Source organism: Vibrio sp. TMPB1044, assembly GCF_030442075.1.
Lineage (GTDB): Bacteria > Pseudomonadota > Gammaproteobacteria > Enterobacterales > Vibrionaceae > Vibrio > Vibrio satsumensis.
Window position 1 is genome coordinate 87,233 of record NZ_JAUJED010000012.1, and the last position, 26,736, is coordinate 113,968.

Genomic DNA, 26,736 nt, shown 5'->3' on the forward strand with positions numbered 1-26,736 from the left:
TGATATCAAAAAGGGCATAGCGAAGCTGCAAGCTAGAGAAGGGAATCAAGCTATTGATTTTACATAGACAGGAATTATGGAAAAGCACTTATAAATCAAAGGGTGGCATGGTGCCACCCTTCTAAATGCAATGGGGATTATTAGTGAATAAGACCTAGCTCCCTCGCTTCTTCCAGACTCAAACCGCTTTCTCTAATTTCTCTTAGAGCCTCGATACGACGACGAGCTTCAGCGGACTTCATTTTCTTTTCTGGTTTGAAAGATACTTCTTCTTCAGCATCCCACTTGTTTGCAATATTTGTCATTTCATCATGGTTGATAGAATTAATGGACATGTTTTCCTCCGAAAAGCACCATGTAATGGACAGGTAATCTGTAGCAAATGCTATTTCGCTTGTTAAGAAAATCTGTACTGAAATGTGATGATTCCGACGCTTCACAAAGCTAATTAATAAATGCCTCATTTAAACTTTGCCAAAGCCATTTTCTGCAATTACATTTAAAAGATTCCCCATAAGAAATGTGGTTTGATCCAACTCTCATTTTCCCCTCTTTCAATGCTTCTTTTCTGCTGAAAATTCGTGAAATAACCCAAGATAAATTTCGAGGCACTTCATTCTTTTTGTGCTGATCGCTTTCACTAAATCCAACACATGTTAATGATAATAGTTATCAATATCATAACTGAGTATTTATCATGTCTGTGGGAATTTCAGATACACCACTTCTCGAAGTGAAGAATTTATGTGTCGATTACATCACCGATGACGGTGATTTCAACGCGGTCAAATCCGTCAGCTTTAGCATAGGCCAAGGTGAAATTTTTGGCTTAGCCGGGGAATCTGGCTGTGGCAAAAGTACCATCGCGTTTGCCATTAACCGTCTGCATAAGCCGCCCGCGTTCATATCCGGAGGCCAAATATTGTTTGGTGGACAAGATCTGCTGAGCTTATCAGACAGTCATTTGAATACCTTGCGCTGGAGCGAGATTGCTATGGTGTTCCAAAGTGCAATGAATTCACTCAACCCTGTATTAACCATCGAAGAACAATTTGCTGATGTGCTACGCCACCACAAAGGCATGAGCAATGAACAAGCCAAAGATCGCGCAGAAAAGTTACTCGACTTGGTAAACATTCCGCGCAACCGACTCACGGAATACCCTCACCAATTCAGTGGCGGCATGCGTCAGCGTTTAGTGATTGCCATTGCCCTCGCCCTCAACCCTAAGCTGATCATTATGGACGAGCCAACTACAGCTTTGGATGTGGTTGTACAACGTGAAATTCTGCAGCAGATACACCAACTCAGAGAGGAGTTTGGCTTCTCAATCCTCTTTATTACTCATGACTTAGCGTTAATGAGCCAACTGTGTGACCGCATTGCCATCATGCGCCATGGCCAAATCGTTGAAGTCAATCAAGCCTACGAGATTCGCAACAATCCGCAGCACTCCTACACCCAAAAGCTATGGAGTTCTTTCCCTAATATTCACGAACATGCTCACGCGACAGCGTGCTAGGAGAGCTCTATGTCACAACCTATTTTTCAAGTAAAAAACCTCGTCAAAGAGTTCACTGTTGGCGGTGGATTTGGCAAAGAAGAGATATTCAGAGCGCTGCACGGCGTGAGCTTCGACCTATATGCAGGAAGAACGCTGGCACTGGTTGGTGAGTCCGGTTGCGGGAAAAGCACCTGCGCGAGGCTGATGACCAAGGTTTACCCTGCGACAGAAGGAGAGATCTTGTTCAACGGCAGAGACATCTCTACGCTCAAGAGCCGCAAAGATATCTTGGATTACCGCAGCCGCGTGCAAATGGTGTTTCAAGACCCGTTTGGCTCACTTAATCCCACTCACACCATAGAGCACCACTTAACTCGCCCGCTTAAGATTCATAAGCAAGTCGCCAATAAAGCAGCTCTAGAAGCACGCCTTAAAGAGTTGCTCACGCTGGTGGAGTTACCCGTCGAAACGCTCGCCAAATATCCTCACGAGCTCAGTGGCGGCCAAAGACAACGGGTTAACCTAGCCAGAGCGCTTGCGGTTGGGGCCGAAGTCATTCTTGCCGATGAACCAACCTCGATGCTGGATGTTTCAATTCGACTTGGCGTGCTCAATCTCATGCAAAAAATGAAGAAAGAGCTTGGGATAGGCTTCTTATACATTACTCACGACCTTGCGACCGCTCATTACATCGCAGAAGAGACCGCAGTGATGTACAAAGGACAGATCGTTGAGTGGGGATCAACTCAGTCGATCTTAACTAATCCGCAGCACCCATATACCAAGTTGTTGATCTCTGCAGTGCCGGATCCTGATCTGCCATTTGGCGAACTCGTAAAAAATGAGCCAAACTATTCCATAGACGCCGATCGTATTCGAGAGCAGAGCAGCGAAATACAGCATGAAATCAAGCAAGTTGCTGATAATCACTTTGTAAAACAGTGGGATAATGTTGCATGAATGAACTAGACACTTGGTTAGAGCGAGTCGGAGATTGGTACAAAGACCGAAAGCATGATCAAGTGGAACGGTTAGAACCTTTGATCTTAACGCCTCCAGATGCACTCTGGGGGCCTTTGATCACGGATGAACAAAGCAAAGGCATCGCATGTTGGCTAGACGGATGTCTGAGAATCTTTACTTTCTATCGCCACCTCGCTGACTTATCGAATCCGAAGTTGGCTTCACAGAAGGCCATCAACTCAAGCCATCAAGAAAAGGCCTACCAATACCTGATGTTTGCCTATAGCAAGCTGCAAGCCGTGTCATGTGACCCAAAATCAGAACCAGCCTTACAAGAGTGGTGTATACAACGGCTACAACACTTGTGTGTATTGGCTTTGGAGTTTACGAACCAACAGCAAAAACCACGTTGGAAAGCAGAGTCAGAGAAATTGATCGAATCGCATGTGCGTTTTATGACAACCCATCCCCGAAACAATGATCAAGGTAGTATTCAACGCCACCTCCACTGATCAAGTCCTTCTCGATCAAACATCAAATCAAAATCTCATCAAAGTTAGATCCGTAGAAAGCATGATCTAGCCTTGATCATGCTTCGGAGTTTAATTCTATAAGCTATTGAATTTTAATGATTCACTGAATTTCAGGCAAAAAAAAGCGAGTCCCTTAGGAACTCGCAAAAATCTATTCAGTATGATGTAACAAAATATGAGCCAATCTATTAATCATAAGAAAGGACAAAGGTTGTCTATTCGGAATAAATAATAATCAACTGGGTGCGTTACTTTGTCATCACTTTGTCAGCGTTAGGTGCGATTTTAATCAGTATCTAATGTGTTCAAAACTATCCATTCATCAACGGTAAATACAGGCTTATCGCTACAGGATAATAACTAGTGGCCAATCGCCATTTCATCGAGCGCAAGGAACACGTTTTCGTCAAGGTGACCTTCGTGAACCTGTTTACACACTTTACGACGCACAGCTAAACCAGAGATCAAACGTTCAATGGACAAGTGTCGATTGCTGGTGCTATCACGGTCGTTGTAAAGCTCAATCAAACGACTCAGTGTTTCGTACGGAATAACGTCTTCCCCTACTCTCAACCAATCAAGCTTCTCAATGAGCTCTGAGCACTCTTCTTTGATTGAGGCATGTGAGTGCCCTGTCATTGCGGATAAAGCCGTTATACTGCGTTCTAGAGCCTCTGCAGAGGTATATTTAGAGAGAGTAATCATGATCTCGTCAGCGTTGATCTCAACAGAATGTTTACGTTGCTTAACTCGACGTCCTAATTTACCTCTTGGCGACGGTGCTTTACGCTGAATGGGCTCAAACTCACCGTCGATAATCTCAGACAACTCTTCCAGCTTCTGCTTAGACACCATCTCGTTACGAAGTGGATTCGGCAGCGTTGGCGCCATATTACGCTTACCGGCGTTGGTAGTACGCGCTCTTGAATATCGTAATACTTCTTCCACATTACATTTAATATCTACTTGATAATCCGTCGTTTTGCCTTTTTCGATCAACGCGGTGATCGTCAAGTGATAACCCCAAAGGTTAACCAGGAAAGTATCTTCTTGATCGCCGGCTTCACCAAGCTTTCTAAGCTCACGGATCAGATCCATTGAGAAACGACGCCAATCGATGTTACGCGCCAACTTCTGGTTAAGCTCGCTGAGCAACATGCAATCTGAATGACGGCGTGCCATACGGCTTCTAAAGTACGAATACATTTGGAAGACCAAGGTATGTTGTTTCAGAATTTCTGGCGGAAATAGGAAGAAATAATCACGCGTCAGTAGCTCTTCGTAGAAAGAAGGCTCCCAAACCAGGATGTATAAGTTCGGTTTAATGCGAATTTCGCCGTCAGAGCCCTCTGTAGGAGCCTCTTCCGATGCGGTAATGGTTCTAGCTAAGAATCGGAAACGATCACTCTTAAAGCCCTCTGGCATGTTCTCACTAAGCCAACGGCCAGTAAGCTCATGCAGTTGGAAATCCGTAAACTCGATACGATCAATACTGTCGCGGATCGAATCACGTGCTGGACCACTGTCTTTCTTGCCACGTAAAGACAAAATATCAGTGATGTAGAGTGGAGTTTTGTTCGGTGTATGCTTCGCGTCTAGATGGTAATCATCTTGATGATGATCATGATATTGAACCGTGAGTGTGAATAACGCGAATAGCGTCATCAGATCGTCAACTGTCATGATATTTTTAGAAGATCGTGTCTCGATCACAGCTCGAGTGCCAGAGATCGAGACCATGGATTTTTGATAGCTCTTGCGAGTTCTAGGTGGCGCTAACGCTTGATCAATAATCCCCGCCCAATTGGTTGGCGAAACAATGAATTGATCCGCTTCATCTTTCATCGTTGGGGGAGTATTAAGTCCATGCTCATTGAGTAAGCGTTTGTTTACTTTGGTTTGAGCTAGTGCTTTAGAACGCTTCTGCTTTTCATTTTGCTTCACGCTTTCTGTCACCAAGCTGGTGGCACCCAGTACCGATATCAATTGGTTTGGGTTCACAAAGCGGTGCAGCATGGTTTTACCAGCAAGGCCTTCTTCGAAGCGAACGGGGATTTGTTTGAACAATCCAATATTTACTGCGGCTCTTAGCCTTTGCTGTAAGGCCGCGCGAGTGACTTGACCATCGGTTGATTCAATAATCTCGGTGGTTGAAACGTATCCGTCTTTGCTGCTAAACCCACGAAGTGAAATTAGGTTAAGAAGCTCAACTATGCTTTTGGTGACACCTTTGAAGTGTTGATATTGTTCTATCCATTCAACGGCTGTTTCAGATACCTCAAATAAATGACCATCTTTGTGGCTTCGTGCCTTAATTAACAATTTCTCTTCTGGTTTCATTTTTGATCCGTATCACACTAACCGTAATTTCACTATAGTTCCTGAATGATAAAGAAAGAATGATCATAAATAAAGAGAATTTATTGGCTTTTAAATAACTGATCTTTTTGATTAATATGATCTTAAATGATTAAGTGATCTAATGATCTGGACGTAAACTTGCGCTTAAGTTGCTGAATTTAAAATATAAAAAAAAAACCGCTTGGAAAGCATGATCATAAAGAGTCCGAAACTATGATCATTAAACAGAAGAAAGCATGATCACAAAGCATCAGAACGATGATCATTAAGCCATTGTAAGCATGATCATTATTGGTTCGAAAGCATGATCATTATACTTGTACAGCTTATCCACAGTCCATAATTGAATATGGTCTGTTGAGTCACTTCTAACTCGTCAATGTGGATAGTTTTAATGGCTTATCTATCGGAACAATGATCAAGTAAGTGCTCTTTTCTATCGTTCCCACCCTATTACGTACAAAGTTTGTTCTGAAGTTAGTGTTAACGGCTGGCTCGGATGTCATTAAAGCGGACGTGCATTATCTAGGAAGCATGATCACGAAATTGTCATGTTTCTGTATTCTGAGTCTGTGCAGATTGAATTTCCAAGCAATGAGGCCTTATAGGCCTTGAATCCCCATTGCAAAAGCATTTGTCCGTAACTTAGCTCCTAAATTATATGCTTCCGGAACTATATTTACTTGATCATTTTTCCGGAAGTTGATCATTTCGAACAGTCACTCGTGCGGATCAATATTGCTGAGTTTACACCTTGATCATGCTTCGTAATGACGCCTTATCAATTCTCTTACGCGTGATGTATTCCATGATCATTCTTCCGTGTTAGGTTCAACTCTCTTTTATCTAGTGACGCTTCACCTCGTCGTGGTTTCGTATTTGCGATGCTATTTTTGGGTTTTGACTACTTCTCGGTTGAAAAGCTCACAATTTCGAATGCAAATCACATGAACCGTAATCTACGGTCGTATTTCAATCGTTCCGAAGGTTTTTTGATGGAATTGCATTTACATTGTAAATAAGTGATGCTGTAACATTTCAAATGTAAGCCAGAAATAGCATGGTTATACATAACAAAAACGGTCATTTTTTGTGTTTGTCTTAGCCGTTGTTTCATCAAACTGTAAAAATACAGTCTATTTTATGTGATTTTACTCATAAATGTATGTTCATGTTTTTGTTGTGTTTGTTGTTAATCGCTGTACAATTTGTACTTAGTTAATCATTACGGAAACTGGCAATGAAAAGAGAACAAACGATTGATAAGCTCTATCAGCTGGCCGAACAAACTCAACAAGTTCAGGCTGACCGAATTGAGATTATTCTGGAAGAGCGAAGTGATGAACATTTCCCTCCAATGTCTAAAGCTATGATGGAGACTCGTTCTGGCTTAACTCGTCGAAAATTGGATGAGGCGATTACCAAGCTTGAAGCGGATGGTCACCAGTTCACAAAGAACAACGCCAATCATTACTCGATTTCATTGACTGAAGCTCACATGCTGATGGACGCGGCGGAAGTGCCAAAGTTCCACCAACGCAAACAGCATGCAGACAACAAACCTTGGATTATCAACGTACAAAACCAGAAGGGCGGTACAGGTAAATCAATGACAGCGGTTCACCTAGCGGCTTGTTTGTCTCTGAATTTAGACAAGCGCTACCGCATTTGTCTGATTGATTTGGATCCACAGGGCTCTCTGCGTCTGTTCCTTAACCCACAAATCAGTGGTGCAGAGCACGACAGTATTTATTCTGCCGTTGATATCATGTTGGACAACGTGCCTGAAGGCCAAGAAGTTGACCTAGAGTTTCTTCGCAAAAACGTACTCTTGCCAACTCAGTATCCAAACCTAAAGACAATCTCTGCATTCCCAGAAGATGCGATGTTTAACGCTGAAGCGTGGCAAAGCCTGTCTCAAGATCAGTCACTTGATATCGTTCGTCTTCTGAAAGAGAAGCTTATCGACAAAATCGCCGATGATTTTGATGTGATTATGATTGATACCGGCCCACACGTAGATCCACTAGTGTGGAACGCAATGTACGCGTCGAACGCTCTTCTGATTCCATGTGCTGCAAAGCGTTTGGACTGGGCTTCAACGGTTAACTTCTTCCAGCACTTACCAACGGTGTACGAGATGTTCCCGGACGATTGGAAAGGGCTTGAGTTTGTTCGCCTTATGCCAACCATGTTCGAAGATGACAACAAGAAGCAGGTTTCGGTTCTCACTGAAATGAACTACCTGCTGAATGACCAAGTTATGATGGCGACGATTCCAAGAAGCCGTGCTTTTGAAACCTGTGCCGATACTTACAGCACGGTTTTCGATCTCACGGTTAGCGACTTCGAAGGTGGTAAGAAAACTCTGGCTGTCGCTCAAGACGCAGTACAAAAAAGTGCTCTAGAATTAGAGCGCGTATTACACAGCAACTGGCCTTCACTTAATCAGGGATAACAACAATGGCAATTAAAACATCTGACTTAAATGCAAAGCTATTTGGTAAAGCTAACAAACGTCGTGTAGCAACGCCTCAAGAGGCGCAAACTGCTGCTAAAGAACAGGCTCAAGTGATTGAACTTTCAGTTGCGGGCGAAGAATTGGTTTCATTTGAATTGGTTCGAATTCCTGCTTCTGAAGTGGCGACTCGAACGGTTGTTTTTGAAGAGAATGCCCGTGAGCAATCTTTCTTAAATGAACATGCGCTTTCAGACATACTGACTACGTTAAAAGAACGCGGCCAGCAATACCCAGCGGTTGGTCGTAAGAACAAAGACGGCAAGATTGAAGTTCTCGACGGTAGCCGTCGTCGTATGTCATGTATTTTGGCCGACAAAGAGTTCCTTATCTACGTTGCCGAAAGCATTAACGGCGAACACGCTAAGTTCTTATCTGATGTTGCAAACGCTCACAAACCACTTTCTCTGTATGAGAAGGGCAAAGAGATGCAAGCGAAGCTAGATAAAGGCGAAGCTGAAGATCAAAAAGCACTCGCGAAAATGTTCCAGTGCAGTGAAGCTTTGGTGAGTGGCGCATTAAAAGCGGCGGCTTTGCCACTTGAATTACTACAAGCTTACCCTAATGTGAGTGACCTTGGTCGTCCAACGATTGTTAAACTGCACAAGCAGTTTGGTGGATTGACGAGTGAACAACAACAAACATTGCTGATTAAGTGTGATGCTTCTGAAGGTTTTGTTTGGCAACGTAGTGAAGCTCAAGGCGTAACTCGTCTAACTAAAGACGTGACAGAAACTTTGGAAGGTTGGATTCTTGAATTGGCGCCAGCGCCAGCGAAGAAAGCGTCTCCAAAAGTTGAGCTTATTAAAGGGCGCGCATCATACAGCCGTAAGGGTTCAAACTTGGCGTTGAACCTTAAGAAAATTGATGATGCGACAATGGAAGAAATCCTCGCTTTCGTACAATCGAAGCTCGACTAAGTCGACAGTTTTTCATTACTACTCTAAAGCCGCTTTATGCGGCTTTTTATTTGGCTGTGATAAACTGTGTTTAGATAAATCTGGACGCTAACTATGACAAACCCAACCAACACTTTTCTGCATACACTCTCTAATATTGCTCAACATAACGATCACCGTTACGGCGTGGTCTTTGATGGTGATTTTGATTGGCAAAACTCTGCTGTTTTTACCTTCCTTCAAGACTCACAAACTCCTAGGATCTTCCAGATTGGCGGTACTTCGTTTGAAGGGGCGATTTACGCGCCAGTAAAAAAGGGCCAGCAACTTCTTGGTCGCGAATGCCAACTTCTTGTTTGTGATTTTAGAGAGCAGTTCGATGCAAATGGTTTTAGCGCCGCGCTGGGTTCATTAGTAGGTGGCGGGCTGTTGTTGGTGTTGCCGCCAAAAGTTGATGACTCTAAAAATAGCGCGAGCTTTGGTCAACGTTGGTTAAAGCTACATTTTGATAAACTACTTTCTGTTTCGCAAAGTGACGAACAGGCGGGTGTGATTGAAGCGGTTAATTCGCTTCCTCAAAAACTTAATGACGACAATTTGACTGACCGATTTGAACAGCAAAAAACGGCGATTGAGTTAGTTAAGAAAGTCGTCACGGGACATCGAAAACGCCCACTGATTTTAACTGCAGACCGAGGACGAGGTAAGAGCTCAACTCTGGGTATTGCAGCTGCTCAGCTTTTGGCAGAGCGACAGGGCTTAAATATTATTGTTACCGCTCCGTCTTTGAAAGCGATTGAGCCCGTATTTTCTCATGCGTTACAGCGACTCGATACGTGTGAAGTAATTAACGCGACTCACATTGGTTATCAAGGTGGAAGTTTAAGATTTGTCGCGCCAGATGAATTACTTAAATCTAAGCCTGATTGCGATCTGTTGTTGGTTGATGAAGCCGCTGCCATTCCAATCCCAATGCTTAAATCTATGGTCGGTAGTTATCATCGCATGGTTTTTTCAACCACAGTTCATGGTTACGAAGGCAGTGGACGAGGTTTTGGAATTAAGTTTGAAGCTTGGCTTGCTGAGCACCGCCCTGGATGGAAAGGCTTTAAGCTCGAACAACCGATTCGTTGGAATAACAACGATCCACTAGAAGCTTGGTTGTTTGATTGCTTCCTGCTTGGTAACGACGTATCGCTAAGTGACTCCGCAGTCCATGAGTTAGATAGCTTTTCTGCTGAAGAAAGCAACCAATTAAACTTGGTCGAGTTGTCAAAAGCAGAATGCTTGGCTAATCCTGAGCAGCTACAGCAATGTTTTTCTCTTCTCGTTGATGCGCATTATCAGACGTCGCCGAACGACTTAATGCAGTTCTTAAATAATCCAGCTATCCATTTATATGCAGCTTGGCAGAAAGATGAATGTCTTGGTTGTATGTTGGTGACGGAGGAGGGCGGTTTAGATAGCGAGTTGATTGCTCAAATTCAAACTGGAAAGCGCAGGCCGCAAGGTCACCTAGCTCCAGTCCTTTTAGCTAACCAGCTCGGTTCTGTTGAAGCGGCAACTAGCCGTTGTCTTCGAGTGATGCGCATTGCTGTCTCGATACGCCGTCAAGGTTTAGGTATTGGCCGTTGGATGTTAGAGCGGTTATCTGAGGAAGCTGTACAAACAGAGCAAGCAGATTATTTGGCGACAAGCTTTGGCGCGACCAGCGAATTGATTTCTTTTTGGAATGGTAGTGAATTCCAAGCTGTGCATATCGGCCACCAGCGAGATCAGGCGAGTGGTTGTCACTCGGTTCTTATGGTTAAGGCGCTTAACTCATCCCCTCAAAGCTGGCTGAAACAAATTCAAAATCATTTTGAGCGTAGTTTCTGTTTTCTTGTTTCTGGTTCTTTGGCTTCCCTTGAAACCGACATGGTGCGCGTACTGCTGCCAAATAGTGTACAAGCCGTTAGCGAGTTTGAAATTCAGTTAGTCAGAAGTTATGTGAATGGCGGCAACAGTTATGATGCGATTAGCTTCAGTGTATTGAATTTGATTTTGCTCAGTAACGCTCGAGAAGCCAGTATTTCTGACTTACTTATCGCAAAGGTGGTCCAGCAGAAAGAGTGGGTTGCCTGTGTCGAACAGTTTAATCTCGTTGGCCGTAAACAAGCAGAGATTCAGTTTCGTAAAGATGTCGATGCTTTGTTAGCAAATTTACAGTGTAAATAGACAGACCATCATTTTAATAAACTTACCGCTACGAACTAGATTTACAGTGTAAATTAGAATCTTGGATTTACACTGTAAACTGAAGCACAATATTTAAATCTGTTGTACCCGCATTACCTGTTTTATCCTTTCTGTTTTATCTCTCCATGACAGCCTCTAATCTTTCAAACCTATTCGCCTTTACTATTTGGCCCAACCTTGAATCAACATTTAATCGCACGAAATATTTTGGAAAATTCACCAATGTATTTGTAAAGGTGAAGCCGATCATAAAATGTGTCAGTCTTATTTATGAGTCATGTTTGCAGAATCGAAAGTAAGTGATGTGACGCTGATTATTCCAATAATGTGATTCTAAGCGCAGAACGAATTATATAGACTGAATAACAACTGAGTCATTAGGGATACTCAATTCGAATGTGGGATAACATCGTTACATTGTCGGAAGACAAGCAACAAGTGATGGCATGTCTGCCTACTGGGTTTGTGGTCGACACAAGCTTTGATAATAAGACACTGCCACCAACCTTGGAAGCTTTGAATGCATCAAACTATTTTCTTTTCGAAGAAGAGGTTTTGCGTTTCGTCACTCTTGCTAAAGAAGGTAAAGGTGAAGCTTATGAAGGAATCTTGATTGCCGAAGTTCGAAATGCCAGTGTTACGGTCGAACTGTCGGATGATGAGATGCTCGCGAGTCTTGTAGTCACTGGTCCATATAATGGACGTCCACTGCGTGGCAGCGACATCATCCATTGTTTATCCCAAGCTCAAATAACAAAAGGAATTAATAAGTTAGCGCTCAGAAAAGTTCTGATGATGAGTAGCAAACTTAAGCCTGGCGAAAAGTTTATTCAGCCAGTCGCTAAGGGGACACAACCAGTAAAGGGTAAAGACGCTAAGTTTGCCGCCTTGGTTGAAGACATTACTCGCCAAGTCTTGAAGCCTCGTAGTAAAGACGAAGGCAAGATCGATATGCGAGACTTGGGACAAACCATTACCGTTGGCCAAAATGACCACTTAATGAAACGTACTCCCGCAACCAAAGGTATCGCTGGCTTTACCGTCCAAGGTCGAATTATCCCTCCTCTTCCCGGACAAGATAGTTTAATTAAGCCTGGCAAAGGCACCTATATCTCCCCTGACGACCCTAACTTACTACTCGCCTCATATCCTGGACTACCCATCATTAAAGATCGAACCATTGAAGTGGATGATGCCTTGTGTGTTAGTAACGTCGATGTCTCAACTGGGCACGTTAAATTCAAAGGCAATGTATTTGTCTCTGGCAACATCGAACCGGGAATGATCGTCAAAGCGACCGGTAGTGTTACGGTTGGTGGCTTTATCGAATCGGCAGAAGTTCAAGCTCAGGGTGATATCAAAGTCGCCAAAGGGATTATCGGCCATACGACCAAAGAGGGCGAGGCAAAAAGTTGTAAGGTATTTAGCAAAGGCTCTATCACAGCAAGCTACGCACAGAATGCCGAGCTACAAACGGCCAACGATCTTCGACTTGGTGTACACAGTATGGGAAACGAAATTCGTTGTGGTAATAATCTTATTGTGATGGATACCATGAAGAAGCATGGTACGCTCAGCGGTGGTGAAGCCAAAGTCGGTGGAAAAGTAGAATGTGTATTCTTAGGTGTTGAGGGAGATACCGTAACCAAGGTGCATGGTTTTGCCCGCTACGACGGCTACCGACAAAAGATAGCCGAGCTAAAAGAAATCTATAAACACGCTCAAGAGCAAACCATGGATGTGATTCGCCAAGAGCTCGAATTTAAGAAGCGACCAAAAGCGGAGAGAAGCGAAGAGCAAGCGTTGGAAATTGATCAGCAACGAGAAAAGAACAACCTTGCGATTGAAAATACTAAGTCGCAGTTAGATACACTCGAAGCTGAGTTTGAAACTAACCTTGTCGAGTCCACCGTCGAGGCACACGAAAAGGTGTATACCCGAGTGACGATTCAGTTTGGTGATGAGACGGTCACGACGAAGCGAACTCACGGCGGCAGTGTTTTCTCATTCAATCAATACGAGATTCAATGTTCATTCAAGATGGAACAAGAAGATATCTCATTGTGATTGAAAGACTCTCAAACTGAATGATTCTGACTAGATCGGTTCGAACCGTATTCTATATATTCGAATAAACAAAAAGGGGGAGCTGATGCTCCCCCTTTGCTTTTTACTGATATTGATTTAGTTAGATTCTTTAAGTCACATGAGCGCTTTAACTTGCAGCTCTTACCTTACCTTGCTTCAAGTCTGATAGAACTTGCGCTTTTGGTCCGTCGGCAATAATGCTGCCTTTCTCCATCACTATCACTCTGTCTACAATGTCCAACATCGACGTTTTATGTGTAATCAGAATTAACGTCTCACTTGGTAGCAATTGGTTAAGCTGGTGCTTGATGTGCATCTCTGAGCGATTATCCATGGCACTGGTCGGCTCATCCATCAATAACACCGGAGGGCGGCCTAGGAAGGCTCTAGCAATAGCAATCGACTGGCGTTGACCACCAGACAGCAAACCACCGCCTTCGCCCACTTGTCGTTCTAAGCCTGCTGGATCTTGCTGAGTAAAAGCGGTAACACCTGCACGGTTCGCTGCATCCATTACATCACGGTCATCGACCAATGGACGACCCAAGGTAATGTTGTCTCTTACTGAGCCGTAGAACAGGTTACTGTCTTGCGGAACACAGCCTATATTGCGTCGTACGTCGACATGATGCAGTTGCTCCATGTCGGTGTCATCAATGCGAACATGGCCTTCTGTAGGCTTGTACAGGCCCATAATCAGGCGCTCTAGAGTTGTTTTACCTGAACCAATTCGGCCTATGATCGCCACCTTTTCACCAGGTTTAATATGCAGCGTTAAGTCTCTGATAGAAGCGACTGGCGAGTCAGGGTAGTGGAACGTCACTTTGTCTAACGCGATATGACCTTGAATAATCGGGCGGTGAATGTAGCGTTTGCCTTCTTCTTGTTCATCTGGCATCGACATTACTTGTTCAATCAGAGTCATCGACGACTTCGCTTGGTTGTAACGTGTAGAAAGCAAAGACAGTTGAACAAGAGGGCCAATAGCTCGGCCGCTCAGCATGGTTGCGGCAATCAAGCCACCCATCGTAAGCTCGCCTTCCGCTATTAGGTACACACCAAAGATGATCATACCTACATTAGTACTTTGCTGAACAAAGCCGGCGGTGTTTTGGATGCTGTCGGTAATACGACGACTTTTGATATTCCAATTCGCCATGTGAGCAACCGCTTCTTCCCAACGGAATTGGAACTGACTTTGCGCACTGAACAGTTTAACGGTTTCTAAACCAGCTAAACTCTCAATTAAGTTCGCGTACTTTTGAGAAGCAAGACGCGAGCCTTCTTCAATAGTACGACGCAGTGGCCCTTGGATTAACAGTGCATAGATGATCAGAATGACCACGCCGACAACAGGAACAAATACAAGGTTTCCGGCCATTAACCAAATGAGCGCTAAGAACATCAGTGCGAAGGGCAGGTCGATTAACGAGCCGATGGTTGCAGAGGTAAAGAACTCACGGATTGATTCGAACTCTTGCAAGTTTTTGGCAAAAGCACCGACAGAAGCAGGTTTTGCTTCCATACGAATGCCCAGAACTTTGCTGAACAGTTTGGATGAAATGAGGATATCGGATTTCTTACCGGCAACATCAATGAAGTAGCTTCGCATCAATTTGAGCAGCAAATCGAATAGGAACACCACAAAGATACCACTGGCTAGCACCCACAAGGTTTCAAAGGCGAGGTTCGGTACAACTTTGTCATACACCAAACGTGTGAACATGGGCGCGGCAATAGCGAAGATGTTGATTAAAATGGAGGCAATCAACACATCTCGGTAGATGTTTTTCGATTCCCAAATGGTGCTCCAAAACCAGTGACCTTTACGAGTTTTTAGAACCTCTGGTGAACGTTCATCATAACGGAACTGTTTTTTTACCAAGAAGTAGCGGCCGATGAATTGTTCTTTCAGCTCTTCGACAGGAATGATGATTGGCACCATTCCGCTTTCCGCTGTAATGATTTCCGCTTCTTGTTTTTCTAAATCGATACTGTTGAGAACGCACGCTTCGCCCTGTTTAAGCAGTAAAACCGCAGGCAGTATCAGGTGAGGGATCTTTTCTAAGTCGGAACGGTTTTCTTTCGCCACTAATCCCGCTCGCTCCGCAGAACGAGGGAATAGGAAAGGGGTTAGCTTTCCATCAGATAGTGGTAGCCCATTGATCAACGCTTCGGGCGAGTTAGCTAGCCCGTAATACCGGCTAACGTAGATCAGTGAGTTCAATAGTGGATCTTGCATGTGATATAACCCTTACAACTATTTATCAACAATGAAGCCTTGGAACACTTCTACGTAGTTATCAGACAGGATATCCAGCTGAGTCTGAGTTTCTATTCGAGACGCGATGGTGGTGACGCCTAGGTTGTGAGCGGTTCTAGAGATCGACGTTAAGGTGAACTTCTGTTTTTCGTCATCAAGGTTATGTGTGAATAGGTAATCTAGCTTCACATAGCTTGGGCGGTATTCGTTGATGTAATCCAGAGATTGGAAATTACGTCCGTAGTTATCGACACCAAACACCGCTTGGGCGTTGCGAATGGTGTTACACAACAGTGCCGTGTAGTGCGGAACGTTGATGAAACAGTTTTCAGGAATCTCAAAGTGCAATAGGTGAGCGATTGAAGCGTTTTGTTCAAGTGTTTTACCAATCCAGCGAATGAAGCTTGGTTGAGAAATACTGCTTGGTGAGATGTTGATAGCAACAGGGCTCGTTACTTCTTTTGTATTAAGCTTTTCAATCATCTTCTCGATAACGTATTGGTCGAGAATGTGGCTCATTTCAAGCTGTTCTAGTGCGTATAAGTACTGGTTGGCACCGTAACGTACGCCATCTTTTTCAATCGCAGAGAACACCTCTTGGTGATAGGTTTTGCCAAAGGAATTGTTTGCAGCTTGAAGACGGAAGGTAATGAGGTCGTTGATGATCGCTTCTTCGACCAACATGCGCCATTGTTGTTTGCCCATAACAGCGCCGTGATCGTCTGCAGTTACGTAGCCGTAAGAAAGCTCTCGGTTCGCCTTGGCACTTGAAAGAGCGTTATCCACCAGCGACATGATTTCAGTACTGGTCTTACGCTTGTTGCTGTAGGTCACACCCAGAGCAATATGTGGATTTGCAGTGCCTGTTGGGTCTGAACCTAGGCTTTGTATACAGTTTACGATGCTGCTCGCGACAAGTTTAAGCTCGCTCTCATCAATGTTTGGCATAATGAAGCCGAACTCGTCACTAGAAATGCGGGCGATAGTGATATCAGGTGATGAAATTGAAGCTTGCAGCTGCTCAGCTAGCTGATGAACCAAGGCATCACCCTCTTGATAGCCTTTTTCATCGTACTCTTCACTAATAAACTCGGCTTTAAGTACCGCTAAACCACCTAAGCTGGACTCTTCTAACCACTGAGTTAACTGAGACATATAGTAAGCACGGTTACCTAGCTGAGATACTGGGTCGATATACGCTCTTTCACGTAACTTTTGAGCTTCTTTCGCTTGGTTCTTAAATGCCAGTTCAACTTGAGTCGACATGTGGTTGATACCATCGACAACTAAAGTTAGATCTTTTGTTTTCGGACGAGCCAGTGGTTCGCCAAACTGATTTTTAGCGATCTGATCCATCTTAGTAATGATCAACGAGAGCGGACGTAAGGCACGTTTGAGGATCCAAGATATAGACACTAAACCTAACAAGAAGATCGTGCCAAAGATGGTTAATAAGCGGATGAATGCTTGCCAAAGTTGGTCGTAGGCCGGACCTGGGTGGCTCACAATCTCAACCTCTGCTAGCTGCATCCAGCCACTGGTGATTACGCGGCGGTCATGAACAGGCTCAAACAAGTTAAGGTTGGTAAACCACTGTGGTACGCCGGTTGGCTTTACAGGGTATGAGCGAAGAATGTCTTCACCGCTGTCAAGAAAGATCAATCGAACGACGGAGTAAGAGCTGCCATCAAACAGGGCGTTGATAACAGACTCCACTGCCACCTTATCCTTTTCTTCTAGGTAAGGGGCGAGAGCCAGTCCAACAGTATTGATGGTATTACTTACCTCAGAGCGTTGCTGCTCTTCTAAGTATCCACGGGTGGTATTGAATTCGATCATAAAAACTGACGTCATCAGCAGTATGAATACCGCAACCATCCCGACCACAAGCTGTTTATATAAAGTCATTGTACCTACTCATCGTAATTGATAATGGGTTTGTTTAGTTTTAGATTGCGCTCACGAGAACGTAGGTCGTTCCATAAGCTCAGTCTTGATGATTTCCCTGCTAACTTACCGCTGCCTGCTGCCGACTTGATCAGCCAAAGGTTTTTACCATTGAAACTGTATATCGGTCGCAGATCTCCGCGCTTAGAACCGCGTTTTATTTCAGGGTTTAAGTTGTCTAAAATTAGTGGCTCTGCACTGGGTGTTGAGTAGTAAGCCAACACCATGTGGAATTGGTTTAACTCAAGTGCTTTTACGTACACTAATCGTAATTTCTTATCTGGGACGCCCAGTTCAAGCAAAGAGAAGTATTTTGCGATAGTAAAATCTTCACAGTCACCGGCGTTACTGCCTAGAAACTCCAGTGGTGTTGCCCAGTAGTCGTTTTTTCCCCACAGTATGTTGTCATCGACAAAGTACATTTGGTTGAAGAATCGATTTACCGAATCTAACTTCTCTTTTTCACTTAACCCTTCGTATGACGTCATATTTGAGCGCCATGTTGCTACTCGTTTTCCTGCTCTTTCCCCGTAGGTTGCAGTAACCGCGTCTATCCATCGTTGGTCGCTCTTATTGAGCGCCATAGAGGTAAAAGAGGTGAGGACCAGCAGCAATAGAGAAATCCGAGATCTCATAGCCTCTGCTCTCGTCTGTTTGCTGTGTATTGAAAGGCGTCATCAAGCATCAAACGTCCTTACTCTTTTAGTGCGTTGTTTTGAGCGCTTAATAGTGGCTTCAACATGTACTCCAGCACGGTTCTTTTACCCGTGATGATATCGACAGAGGCGGTCATACCCGGAATGATTGGCAACTCTTCGTTCTGTCCAAAATTGTGTTTTTCGGTGCGCACGCGCACGATGTAGAAGCTGTTGCCTTCTTCATCCTGAGTGGTATCGGCACTGATGTGCTCTAACACGCCTTCTAGGCCACCGTATTTAGTGAAGTCATAGGCACTGAATTTAACGATCGCAGTCAATTCTGGGCGTAGGAAAGCGATATCTTGCGGGGCGATTTTGGCTTCAACCAATAGCGAGTCTTCGGTCGGTACAATTTCAACGATATCCATACCCGGTTGGATAACACCACCGACAGTATTAATACCAAGTGTTTTTACGGTGCCAGTTACTGGAGAAACCACCACAGTACGGTTTACTCGGTCTTCAAGGCCAACCGCCGATTCGGTCATTGCAGAGAGCTTATCTTGTGCTTGGTTGAGTTTTTCTTGTTGTTCTGAGCGGAAGTTCAGTGCGGCATCAATACGGCTGAGCATAGCTTCTTTGATTGCCGAGCGTAGAAGAGGTATTTTGAGTTCGCTTGAGGTCATTTCTCGGCGAGTGTCGTTGACCTGTCTTTGAAGCTTGAGCAACTCAATTCTTGGTACCACCCCTTCATCGGCAAGAGGTTTGGTGATATCCAGTTCTTGGCGAGCAAACTTGTAGCTTTGTTTTAGGTTCCGAACACGTGCTTTAATTTCGATAAGGTCTTGCTGTTTCTGCTCAACTTGTTGATCAAAAACGGAAAGTTGGTTTTTTAGATTATTAAGATCCTGACGATATTCTGCTTTCTGGCGATTCACCAGTTTTGGTTGAAGCTCGTAAAATTTTGGAGGGAAAGCCAGTTTACCGTAGTCGAGTAAGACACTTTTTTTCCACTCTGCTACAGAGAAATCTTCGTCGATAACAACACTGGTTAATGAGGCTGAAAGCATTAAGACGCTGGCGGTTAAGTTGGCCACTTGTTGCTCACGTTCGCGAAAATCCGAGCGAAAACGAGTGTCATCGATTAACAGTAGCTGTTGCCCTTTTTGAACGCGTTGACCTTCTTTAACCAAGATCTCTTTAACCAATCCCCCTTCAAGGTTTTGCACCACTTGGATTTGAGAGGAAGGGATCACTTTGCCTTGACCAACAGTGACTTTGTCGATCTCAGCCCAAGCAGACCACCCAATAGCAGCAACAAAAAACAGAACGATTACCCACAACATAATACGCGCACTGGTGGGCGTATTGAGGAGCAGTGCCGCTGTTTTATCATCGACATACTCAAGCTCGGTCTCGTTCAATTTGCTGAAATTTTTCTGACTCATAACAGTCCTTGTTCGCTAAATAAAAGTGCAAGCCTATTGAGTGTATTCTTACTTCTGATAAATGTTAAGATTTTGTTCCTTTAAATCTTTGAATTTATATATTTTTTAAGACTTATCGGTTTTTGAAATCGGTTTTATCGAGCTGGTGCTTTCTTAGTTTGTCATACAGTGTTTTTCGCGACACCTGCAGCTCTTGTTGTACTTCTTTTAAACGACCTTGATGGCGATGTAGTGCCTCAATCAAGATAATTTGTTCAAAGCTATCGGTACGTTGGTTTAACGATAGTTGTTGTACCTCAATGCTCACATCAAGTTCATTTTCGTCGCTCTGCTCATTAGTATCGCTATCGAGTGATGGCTGTTTGATTTGAGTCAGCACTCTGAGTTCGGCATGTTGGCGAAGCTGACGAATGTTCTCTGTCCAATGAGTCGCGATGAGTCGTTGAATCTCTTTTTCTGTAATGACGGGCGGAGGTAGTTGATATCGACTTGCTGCACCACGAGCAAAGTGCTTAAACAAAGAGCCAATATCTTCGGTTCGTTGCGCCAAGGTGAGTAAATCAAATCGGCGGAACTCACTTATAATTGTAGTAGGAACTATTGTGCTTGCGATAATGATACAAGTTGCATTGGTCTTGCATGAGTTTTCACGAAGTAGAGTCGGTTTTAGATTGGCGAACCACAGCCATTGATCCTGAGTTAATGCTTCTGTCTCATGGATATAGAGTGTTCCACCTTGATGCTTCAAAAACAGTTGCAAAACAAATTGATGAAATGTCGCTTCGTCACTGCGAGGCAAATTAAATGCTGCGACAGGGCAAAGCTCCGCAGTTTGATGACTGTGTAGATCATGGGTGTATTGTGCTGTGACCCTTTTCCCCGTTCCTAAATCACCAACAAATAATAAAAGTGGGTTGGTTTTGGTATCTAGGGTGATCAACTCTCGGCGTAATGCCTGCATTGATGGTGATTGACCAATCAGTTTTGGGCCAACTTGATTTTGCATTGCCAACTCTTTACGCAATAGGTTGTTCTCTTCAACCAGTGCGAGTTTATCCGCGGCTTTCTTAACGGCAGTGAGTAGGGCATCGACCACAAATGGCTTTTCTAGAAAGTCATAAGCGCCGGCTTTCATCGCAGATACCGCTGTTTGTACGTCACCATGCCCGGTAAGTACGATGACCTGAAAATGAGGATGTTGGCTCAGTAATTTTTGCGTTAATTGAATGCCATCCATCACCGGCATGTGAATATCGGTGATGACAATTCCGGCTTGCGACGTATCTATTTTCTTTAATGCCTCAATAGCGTTGGGAAAGCAGACGATATCGATGCCTTCAATGAGCATGGCTTGTTCTACTGAGTCGCGAATCGCAGGTTCATCGTCGACAAAATAGAGTTTAGGCATAGAGTGCAAAAGTCGAGTCCTTAGCAGTATGTGAAATTCATTTTCTAATCAATGTTAACAATGGCGCGTTAGCTTTTATCGTTATATAACGGGATGTTTAGCGAGAATACCATGCCTGAAGGCTCTAACCGGTTTGCGCTGATCGTGCCGTGATACGCTTCAATAATCCGTTTCGATATTGAAAGCCCTAACCCTAAGCCTTCCGGTTTAGTCGTAAAAAACGGGTCGAACAGCTGTTCTAGTTTGTCATCCTGCATGCCAATTCCGTTGTCCCAAATGATCAGCTGACAAGAGTTATGATGCAGTTGCCATTCGATGCCTATCTGTGGGCTAGCTTGTTGGTCAACGTTTTCCAGGTTTTGTTGCTCCTGCAAGATTTTCTGTTCAAGAACTTGCTGTTGAAGCGCTTGAATCGCGTTGTGAATCAGATTGACCAGTACTTGCTCAAGTTCGGTTGGATGAATCGCAATGTTGATGTCATCGGGCACCGTGCTTAACCTAAGTGTAATGCCTTGCTTGATCATCAGCGCACTGAGAATACTGGTAGCATTGTTGACCGCTTGGTGTAGGTTGGCCACATGATGTTCTTGTTTAGTGACTTTGCGAGTAAAGACTTTGAGTCGCGCGATGATGTCGGTAATGGTGTTGTTGAGGCCAATCATTTTCTCAAGATTGTTCTTCACCAAATCGGTTCGTTCCATATCAAGTAGTTTTAAGCTGTTCTCACTGTAGGTTCGCAGCGCTGCAAGTGGTTGGTTGATTTCGTGGTTAATGCTGGCTGACAGCTCACCGAGTACCGCTAGTTTCGCGGTTTGTGTCAGCTCTTGTTCTGTCTGTTTCAACTTCAACTGCGACTCTTGGTATTGAAAGATGGTTTGTTGCAGCTGTTGATTGGATTGCTTCAAGTAGTGAGTACGTTTATCAACGGTTTGCTCTAGGTTTTGGTTGAGTCGGGTCAACGCCACTTTCGCGAGATAAGTCTGGCGCCACGACCAAGCGATGAGCATCACCAAGCTGTAAATCACCACGAAGATGACATCGATCTGCAAGACCTTAATAAGCTCAGCTCTGGTCTCTTTTAGGGCGACGACTTGGTACTGGTTGTTGCTGACCGTTGCAGGGTAAAGATTAAAAGTCCCGAGTTTAAATAATTGGTTAGCGGTGAGTTCTTTTCGGATTTCGTTTGATTGAAGGTTGCTAGATCGATTTGTATTAGGTTGATTGGCGTTGCTAGCTTCTGACTGAGAGCTTGAAGAACGAAAGGCTTCGATGATCGAAATTTTGCTCTGACCGTATTGGCGTTGAAGTGCGATATCTGTTTGTTGCTGCTGAGTTAATGGCAACAATGAATGGTAAAGCCACGGAGCTTGGCTTGATAGAAACACCACTTGGTTAGAGTCGAGTACCACGATCTCAAAGTCGTCGCTGGTTAGGATGTTTTCAAGGTTCTCTAGGCTTACTTTTACGGTGATCACCCCGACAATATCACTTTCTAGATACAACGGTGACGATAAAAAGTAACCGCGTACATTAGATCGGGCACCCAGCGCGACATAGTGCGTGTTATTGCCTTGAATTGCAGAAGCAAAATAGGGACGAAACGAGAAATTTTGACCAACAAAGGTACGTGGCTTTTGGTAATTACTTGATGCGATCACAGTCCCGCTTGGGTCATGAATATAGATGGTGTCGGCCTGGCTTTGATTCGACCACTCAAACAGCAATTGATTGAGCTGCGCAGCGGAAATTTTGTCTGCTTTTGGTGAGGAGTCAAAATAAGAGAGTAGGCGCGGGTCATGACTGAGTAAATCAGGGATCTGTTTGAATTTATCCAGTTCAGAATCGATTTGTAGATTGGCTTTATTAGCTGCTTCATTGAGTTGCTGAGTGACGATTTTTTCTTGGAATTGACCGGCCAAAAAATGAGTAGCAGTCAGTCCTGCTGCTCCCAATAGCAATGAGAATAAAACAAAGGGAGTCATTAGGTTAGGCAGTATTTTGGTCACTCGGTTCTCAGCTTGTCATCGGTTTGTGTAAAGATTATCAATATGATGGAGAGAGTACCGAGATCTTGTTAACACAGAGCATCTTCAGTGAGACAAAACTATGACTGAGACTTGTGTTTCAAAGGATTACAGCGCAAAATCACAAAAAAATTGAAAGGAGCAACCAAATGGAACTGACAGATATTCGTCGCGAATACGCTAAGGGTGGATTGAGACGCAAAGACTTGGCCGCAGACCCGATTGAGCAATTCAATCTATGGCTAGAGCAAGCCATTGAAGCGAAGTTGACGGACCCTACTGCCATGACAGTTGCTACGGTTGATGAAAATGGTCAGCCATTCCAACGAATTGTTCTGCTGAAGAATGTTGATAAAGACGGTTTCGTTTTTTACACCAACCTAGGTAGCCGTAAAGCGCACCAGCTTCAGCACAACAGCAAAATCAGTTTGCACTTCCCTTGGCATCCACTTGAGCGACAAGTTCATATTACGGGCACGGCTGAAAAGCTGACAGCTATGGAAAATATGAAGTATTTCTCGTCACGTCCAAAAGAGAGCCAGTTGGCCGCGATTGCAAGTAAGCAGAGTAGCCGCATCTCAGCGCGTGGGATTCTAGAAGGTAAGTATCTAGAGCTTAAACAGAAGTTTGCCAAAGGCGAGATTCCTGTGCCTTCTTTCTGGGGTGGCTTTCGCGTACGTGTGGATAGCATTGAGTTTTGGCAGGGTGGCGAACACCGCTTGCACGACCGTTTCTTGTTCTCACGCCAAGACGACAGCTGGGATATTGATCGACTAGCGCCTTAGGTTGCTTGATCGCTTAGCTGCTTAATAGATCCAAAAGTGCCGTTGATGATACTTATCTAATCAACGGCATTTTTTTGTCTGCACTCTTGTCAAACCAATAACCAACGGGCCTTCAATTACTTAACTAGTCACTGTGCAGAACAACGGAGATCTGTTTTTTGAGCAGAGTTTCTGGGATCACTGAGCCTAACCCCGAGTCCAATGCATATTCAATCAATTGGCTTTTACTGCGAGCGTCGAATTTCTGCTTCAATCTCGCGACATGACCTTCGACCGTTTTGATTGAAATGTTTAACGTAGACGCTATGTATTGAGGTTTTTTTCCGTAAAGCAGTAAGAACAGCACTTCTGATTCTCTAGAGGTCAGCCGCTTTTGCAGCTTAGACACACGCGGCTCTGATCCCGCAAGTGATGCTTGATTACCTTTCGCTCCTGTTGCCTGACAAACCCAATGACCGACCTCTAAGATTGCAGTATCAGTGAGCTCTTGCCCATAGAAGATAGTGCCTTGGACATTGTCATTATCATCAAGCCAAGGGGTTTTGGTAAAAATATGGGCATGCCAGCGTCCGTCTGGATAAGGGTGAATATCGAGGATCTTAAGGGTGCTGTGTGTATCCATCACATGTTTGTCTTGGGCTCTGAAATCCTGTGCACATTCAATAGTTTGACTGGGCATATCGAAGTCGGTCAAGCCAGTACAAGTCTCATCGGGTTTTAAGCCAATTAACTGGTTGTAAGCAAGATTGGCGTACACAAAGACCGAGTCAGTATCTTTGCAGCCCCAGCAGCCTGGAAGTTGTTCGAATAAAGAACGATGTATGGAGTTGAGTGGTTCGGGCAATTTTTTATCTCGTAAGCTGAGGTATGGTAATGATATCAGTTTCTTATAGTGCTGCAATGGCAATTAGAGTTTGTAGTCCGTGCGAAAAATAAGGGGTGAATGACAGTTAAACGGATTGCTGACGAACTACTTCAATTACGTAGGATGGGTAGGCATAAAGAGTGATAAATAGGCAAAAAAAAGCCAGCCTGAAGAGGGGCTGGCTAAAGACAAGATATGCCTTGTCGACATGTAGAAGATTTTCAGTCTAATTTACGAGGGTCAGGTAAATTAAACTGAGGCATCAATTTGATACCCAGAGTGACTTACTACTCTATCGACGAATCTACTCCTAGGAATGCTAATGCATAAGGGGGGAATTCCCCTATAAATGCTGCTCAATGTGAGAATTGAGAACCTAGAGTAAATATTTCAAAATTTCAGAACCTAATGGAGAGCTTACAGCTCTCGCAATACTCGGAATCCTAGGTAGTTGGCTGCGGTTGAAGGTGCAACGTTCAGTTCGTTATACACTTTCGCTTCTTCTGGAGAGAAGCTCCACGCGCCACCCTTCGCTAGGCCTTTCTGAATGGTTGTCCATTCCCATACATTACCCACCATGTCGTAGAAACCAGTAGGGGTTGGTAAGAATGACTTAACCGGGGAGGTGCTTACGTTTGACCAAGGTGTGCCTGCCCAACCTGTATTGGCTTTGCCAGAGCTGAATTCGTTGCCCCACCAGAAATTGGTGTTTTGGCCAGCTCTTGCTGCGGCTTCCCACTCTTGTGGCGTTGGTAAACGGTAAGTGAAACCTGTGTTTTTAGACAACCAACGAGTATAAGCTTTTGCATCGTTCTGGCTGACACATACAACGGGTGAGCTATCTGCTTGTTTAAAGCCAGGGTTTTGCCAGTCATTGTCTGAAACAGTTGTGATTTCTGCATTGACGAACGTATCGCAGGTGTTCATCAGCTCTGCGTCTGTCTGGTAGCCTGTGCTTTTAATAAATGCTCTAAAGTCTTGAACACGGGTTGGTGTTGCTGCTAATGCAAACGGCTGTTTGATCGTCACTTGTTGTGCATTGTTTTCACCGAGTAGGTAGCGACCAGAGCCGACAACAATCATTTCAGGGCTCTGAATGTCGCCCCCCATTGGATCGGCAAACTTGGTACCGACATTCAATGAGTTCTGCTTGGCTTGTAATACCGCTCGTAGGTTGTGATCGCGGGCTATCTTCAACTCTTGGTGGAAAGAAAGGTAGCCTTCTTTTTCGATCGTGACCATGTGTTGGCCCGTAGGTAACATCACTTCAACCGGTGTGCTGCCATAGTTCACGCCGTTGATAGAAACATTGTCGTTGTATTGATTTGAACGCACCACCAAGTTAACCCAAGCGACTTCTTTTTGCTGGTCGTTGGTTTGTTGCTCGCTTTGCGTGAAACAGTTTGATGACTGAATACCAAGTAGCCGGCAAGGAGTGTTCTTATCTGGGCGAGTTTCTAGGTTCGCCGCAATTACCGCTCGGTAACGGTTATCTTCAGAGAAGCCAGAGGATTTTACTTTGTGTTGCAGAACGTGAATATTCAGAGAAGCAGACGCAAGGTGCTCTTTCACTGTGTTCGATTCAGTCGCGTTGTCTACCAAGCTGTGCTGGAACTGTTTTACCGCTTTTTGAAGTGCTAAGGTCACCGTTTGATCTGAACACTGCGCCAGTGTCATATCGCTGCTGCAACGGTTAGTAAAACTAACGGTCTGCTCTTCCGTCTGAGTGATCTCGTTTCTTAGTCGCTCTGCCCTTGCTCTTAGCTTGTCTTGGTTCAGGTTTGCGATTGAAGCTTGTACCGCCGCTTTTTCGGCCAGGATAGCCTCAAGTTCCATCACCAAGCCTTGCTGCTTCTGTTCTGATCCTGAAATCGTAAGCTTGCTCTCTTTTACGGTTTTCCAAGCGTCTTGGAATTGAATTTGAGCTGGCGAGATATCAAAGTCAGGCTCATCAATCATGCGTGTATAATCTTGCTCTAGACTCGCTTTCGCCTTTGCGAGTGTCTGCTCTGCTTGAGCGGATAACTTCGCTAGACGTGCCATTTGCTGCGTCTGATTGTCGACTTCATTTTGTTTGTCAGCCAGTTTCTTCTTAACAGCCGTTAAGTCGGCATGCTTTTCGAATAGTGAGCTTTCAATGTCGGTGACAGAAGACGCGATCGCTGGCGGTGTTGCCTCAGCGAAAACAGCAGGAGTCATTAGGCAGGGAGCAAGTGCAAATAGTAGAGTAGGAAGACCTTGGCGCATGATGGGC

At 44.4% G+C, this 26,736-nt stretch carries 18 protein-coding genes; 8 read left to right on the forward strand and 10 right to left on the reverse strand.

Annotation, left to right across the window (positions count from 1 at the left end):
* Nucleotides 1–140 precede the first annotated feature (140 nt).
* Nucleotides 141–335, reverse strand: a complete 195-nt coding sequence (locus QQ041_RS07055; protein ID WP_004736928.1) for a PA3496 family putative envelope integrity protein — start codon at nucleotides 333–335, stop codon at nucleotides 141–143.
* 362 nt (nucleotides 336–697) lie between these two features.
* Between QQ041_RS07055 and QQ041_RS07060 the strand changes: the two genes are divergently transcribed.
* The 3 genes from QQ041_RS07060 to QQ041_RS07070 are packed head-to-tail and all read left to right on the forward strand — an operon-like array spanning nucleotide 698 to nucleotide 2,979.
* A complete protein-coding gene (locus tag QQ041_RS07060; RefSeq protein ID WP_146492671.1) occupies nucleotides 698–1,522 on the forward strand; it encodes an ABC transporter ATP-binding protein in 825 nt (274 codons plus the stop codon).
* A 9-nt stretch (nucleotides 1,523–1,531) separates the two neighbouring features.
* Nucleotides 1,532–2,464, forward strand: a complete 933-nt coding sequence (locus QQ041_RS07065; protein ID WP_285953424.1) for an ATP-binding cassette domain-containing protein — start codon at nucleotides 1,532–1,534, stop codon at nucleotides 2,462–2,464.
* Complete coding sequence (locus QQ041_RS07070; RefSeq protein ID WP_285953425.1) at nucleotides 2,461–2,979, forward strand: transcriptional regulator; 519 nt, start codon at nucleotides 2,461–2,463, stop codon at nucleotides 2,977–2,979. The genes QQ041_RS07065 and QQ041_RS07070 overlap by 4 nt, the downstream gene beginning before the upstream one ends.
* A gap of 381 nt (nucleotides 2,980–3,360) precedes the next feature.
* Here QQ041_RS07070 and QQ041_RS07075 read toward each other — a convergent pair whose 3' ends face one another.
* Complete coding sequence (locus QQ041_RS07075) at nucleotides 3,361–5,340, reverse strand: replication initiator protein RctB domain-containing protein (protein ID WP_086714653.1); 1,980 nt, start codon at nucleotides 5,338–5,340, stop codon at nucleotides 3,361–3,363.
* A gap of 1,261 nt (nucleotides 5,341–6,601) precedes the next feature.
* Between QQ041_RS07075 and QQ041_RS07080 the strand changes: the two genes are divergently transcribed.
* The 4 genes from QQ041_RS07080 to QQ041_RS07095 all read left to right on the forward strand — a co-directional run bounded on the left by QQ041_RS07080 (nucleotide 6,602) and on the right by QQ041_RS07095 (nucleotide 13,083).
* Nucleotides 6,602–7,819: a ParA family protein gene (locus tag QQ041_RS07080; protein ID WP_285953426.1), complete on the forward strand. Its 1,218-nt coding sequence runs from the start codon at nucleotides 6,602–6,604 to the stop codon at nucleotides 7,817–7,819.
* Between the two features lie 5 nt (nucleotides 7,820–7,824).
* Nucleotides 7,825–8,799 carry a ParB/RepB/Spo0J family partition protein gene (locus QQ041_RS07085; protein WP_285953427.1) on the forward strand — a complete coding sequence of 325 codons (975 nt, stop codon included), beginning with the start codon at nucleotides 7,825–7,827 and terminating at the stop codon, nucleotides 8,797–8,799.
* 93 nt (nucleotides 8,800–8,892) lie between these two features.
* Nucleotides 8,893–10,995 (forward strand): GNAT family N-acetyltransferase, encoded by a 2,103-nt coding sequence (locus tag QQ041_RS07090; protein WP_285953428.1) that lies wholly within the window; start codon nucleotides 8,893–8,895, stop codon nucleotides 10,993–10,995.
* A 417-nt stretch (nucleotides 10,996–11,412) separates the two neighbouring features.
* Nucleotides 11,413–13,083, forward strand: a complete 1,671-nt coding sequence (locus QQ041_RS07095; RefSeq protein ID WP_146492678.1) for a DUF342 domain-containing protein — start codon at nucleotides 11,413–11,415, stop codon at nucleotides 13,081–13,083.
* Between the two features lie 148 nt (nucleotides 13,084–13,231).
* Here the strand turns inward: QQ041_RS07095 and QQ041_RS07100 are convergent, their stop codons facing one another.
* The 6 genes from QQ041_RS07100 to QQ041_RS07125 form a co-directional block, all read right to left on the reverse strand.
* Nucleotides 13,232–15,346: a type I secretion system permease/ATPase gene (locus QQ041_RS07100; protein ID WP_060980817.1), complete on the reverse strand. Its 2,115-nt coding sequence runs from the start codon at nucleotides 15,344–15,346 to the stop codon at nucleotides 13,232–13,234.
* 18 nt (nucleotides 15,347–15,364) lie between these two features.
* On the reverse strand, nucleotides 15,365–17,275 hold the full coding sequence (locus QQ041_RS07105) for a LapD/MoxY N-terminal periplasmic domain-containing protein (protein ID WP_285953429.1): 1,911 nt from the start codon (nucleotides 17,273–17,275) through the stop codon (nucleotides 15,365–15,367).
* 5 nt (nucleotides 17,276–17,280) lie between these two features.
* The gene (locus QQ041_RS07110) at nucleotides 17,281–17,949 is read right to left on the reverse strand and encodes a transglutaminase-like cysteine peptidase (protein ID WP_186728107.1); all 669 of its coding nucleotides are present in this window, start codon (nucleotides 17,947–17,949) and stop codon (nucleotides 17,281–17,283) included.
* Nucleotides 17,950–18,008: 59 nt separating this feature from the next.
* Nucleotides 18,009–19,400 carry an HlyD family type I secretion periplasmic adaptor subunit gene (locus tag QQ041_RS07115; protein ID WP_146492681.1) on the reverse strand — a complete coding sequence of 464 codons (1,392 nt, stop codon included), beginning with the start codon at nucleotides 19,398–19,400 and terminating at the stop codon, nucleotides 18,009–18,011.
* A 112-nt stretch (nucleotides 19,401–19,512) separates the two neighbouring features.
* Nucleotides 19,513–20,808, reverse strand: coding sequence for a sigma-54 dependent transcriptional regulator (locus QQ041_RS07120; protein ID WP_285953448.1), 1,296 nt, complete (start codon nucleotides 20,806–20,808; stop codon nucleotides 19,513–19,515).
* A gap of 68 nt (nucleotides 20,809–20,876) precedes the next feature.
* Nucleotides 20,877–22,814: an ATP-binding protein gene (locus QQ041_RS07125; RefSeq protein ID WP_285953430.1), complete on the reverse strand. Its 1,938-nt coding sequence runs from the start codon at nucleotides 22,812–22,814 to the stop codon at nucleotides 20,877–20,879.
* Between the two features lie 167 nt (nucleotides 22,815–22,981).
* On the opposite strand from QQ041_RS07125, the gene pdxH reads away from it, so the two are divergent.
* Nucleotides 22,982–23,617, forward strand: a complete 636-nt coding sequence (gene pdxH, locus QQ041_RS07130; RefSeq protein WP_061015981.1) for a pyridoxamine 5'-phosphate oxidase — start codon at nucleotides 22,982–22,984, stop codon at nucleotides 23,615–23,617.
* 124 nt (nucleotides 23,618–23,741) lie between these two features.
* On the opposite strand, the gene QQ041_RS07135 is transcribed toward pdxH, so the two are convergent.
* Together QQ041_RS07135 and QQ041_RS07140 are read right to left on the reverse strand one after the other, a co-directional pair.
* Entirely contained in the window at nucleotides 23,742–24,524 is a 783-nt protein-coding gene (locus tag QQ041_RS07135; RefSeq protein ID WP_285953431.1) for a helix-turn-helix transcriptional regulator, read from the reverse strand.
* A 375-nt stretch (nucleotides 24,525–24,899) separates the two neighbouring features.
* Entirely contained in the window at nucleotides 24,900–26,729 is a 1,830-nt protein-coding gene (locus tag QQ041_RS07140) for an SUMF1/EgtB/PvdO family nonheme iron enzyme (RefSeq protein ID WP_285953432.1), read from the reverse strand.
* Nucleotides 26,730–26,736 lie beyond the last annotated feature (7 nt).

Bases quoted from the DNA above. Each gene is read 5' to 3' on its own strand.
- QQ041_RS07120 (WP_285953448.1), bottom strand. From the start codon at position 20,808: ATGCCTAAACTCTATTTTGTCGACGATGAACCTGCGATTCGCGACTCA.
- QQ041_RS07140 (WP_285953432.1), bottom strand. From the start codon at position 26,729: ATGCGCCAAGGTCTTCCTACTCTACTATTTGCACTTGCTCCCTGCCTA.
- QQ041_RS07080 (WP_285953426.1), top strand. From the start codon at position 6,602: ATGAAAAGAGAACAAACGATTGATAAGCTCTATCAGCTGGCCGAACAA.
- pdxH (WP_061015981.1), top strand. From the start codon at position 22,982: ATGGAACTGACAGATATTCGTCGCGAATACGCTAAGGGTGGATTGAGA.
- QQ041_RS07105 (WP_285953429.1), bottom strand. From the start codon at position 17,275: ATGACTTTATATAAACAGCTTGTGGTCGGGATGGTTGCGGTATTCATA.
- QQ041_RS07085 (WP_285953427.1), top strand. From the start codon at position 7,825: ATGGCAATTAAAACATCTGACTTAAATGCAAAGCTATTTGGTAAAGCT.
- QQ041_RS07055 (WP_004736928.1), bottom strand. From the start codon at position 335: ATGTCCATTAATTCTATCAACCATGATGAAATGACAAATATTGCAAAC.
- QQ041_RS07115 (WP_146492681.1), bottom strand. From the start codon at position 19,400: ATGAGTCAGAAAAATTTCAGCAAATTGAACGAGACCGAGCTTGAGTAT.
- QQ041_RS07065 (WP_285953424.1), top strand. From the start codon at position 1,532: ATGTCACAACCTATTTTTCAAGTAAAAAACCTCGTCAAAGAGTTCACT.
- QQ041_RS07100 (WP_060980817.1), bottom strand. From the start codon at position 15,346: ATGCAAGATCCACTATTGAACTCACTGATCTACGTTAGCCGGTATTAC.
- QQ041_RS07090 (WP_285953428.1), top strand. From the start codon at position 8,893: ATGACAAACCCAACCAACACTTTTCTGCATACACTCTCTAATATTGCT.
- QQ041_RS07070 (WP_285953425.1), top strand. From the start codon at position 2,461: ATGAATGAACTAGACACTTGGTTAGAGCGAGTCGGAGATTGGTACAAA.
- QQ041_RS07075 (WP_086714653.1), bottom strand. From the start codon at position 5,340: ATGAAACCAGAAGAGAAATTGTTAATTAAGGCACGAAGCCACAAAGAT.
- QQ041_RS07095 (WP_146492678.1), top strand. From the start codon at position 11,413: ATGTGGGATAACATCGTTACATTGTCGGAAGACAAGCAACAAGTGATG.
- QQ041_RS07060 (WP_146492671.1), top strand. From the start codon at position 698: ATGTCTGTGGGAATTTCAGATACACCACTTCTCGAAGTGAAGAATTTA.
- QQ041_RS07110 (WP_186728107.1), bottom strand. From the start codon at position 17,949: ATGAGATCTCGGATTTCTCTATTGCTGCTGGTCCTCACCTCTTTTACC.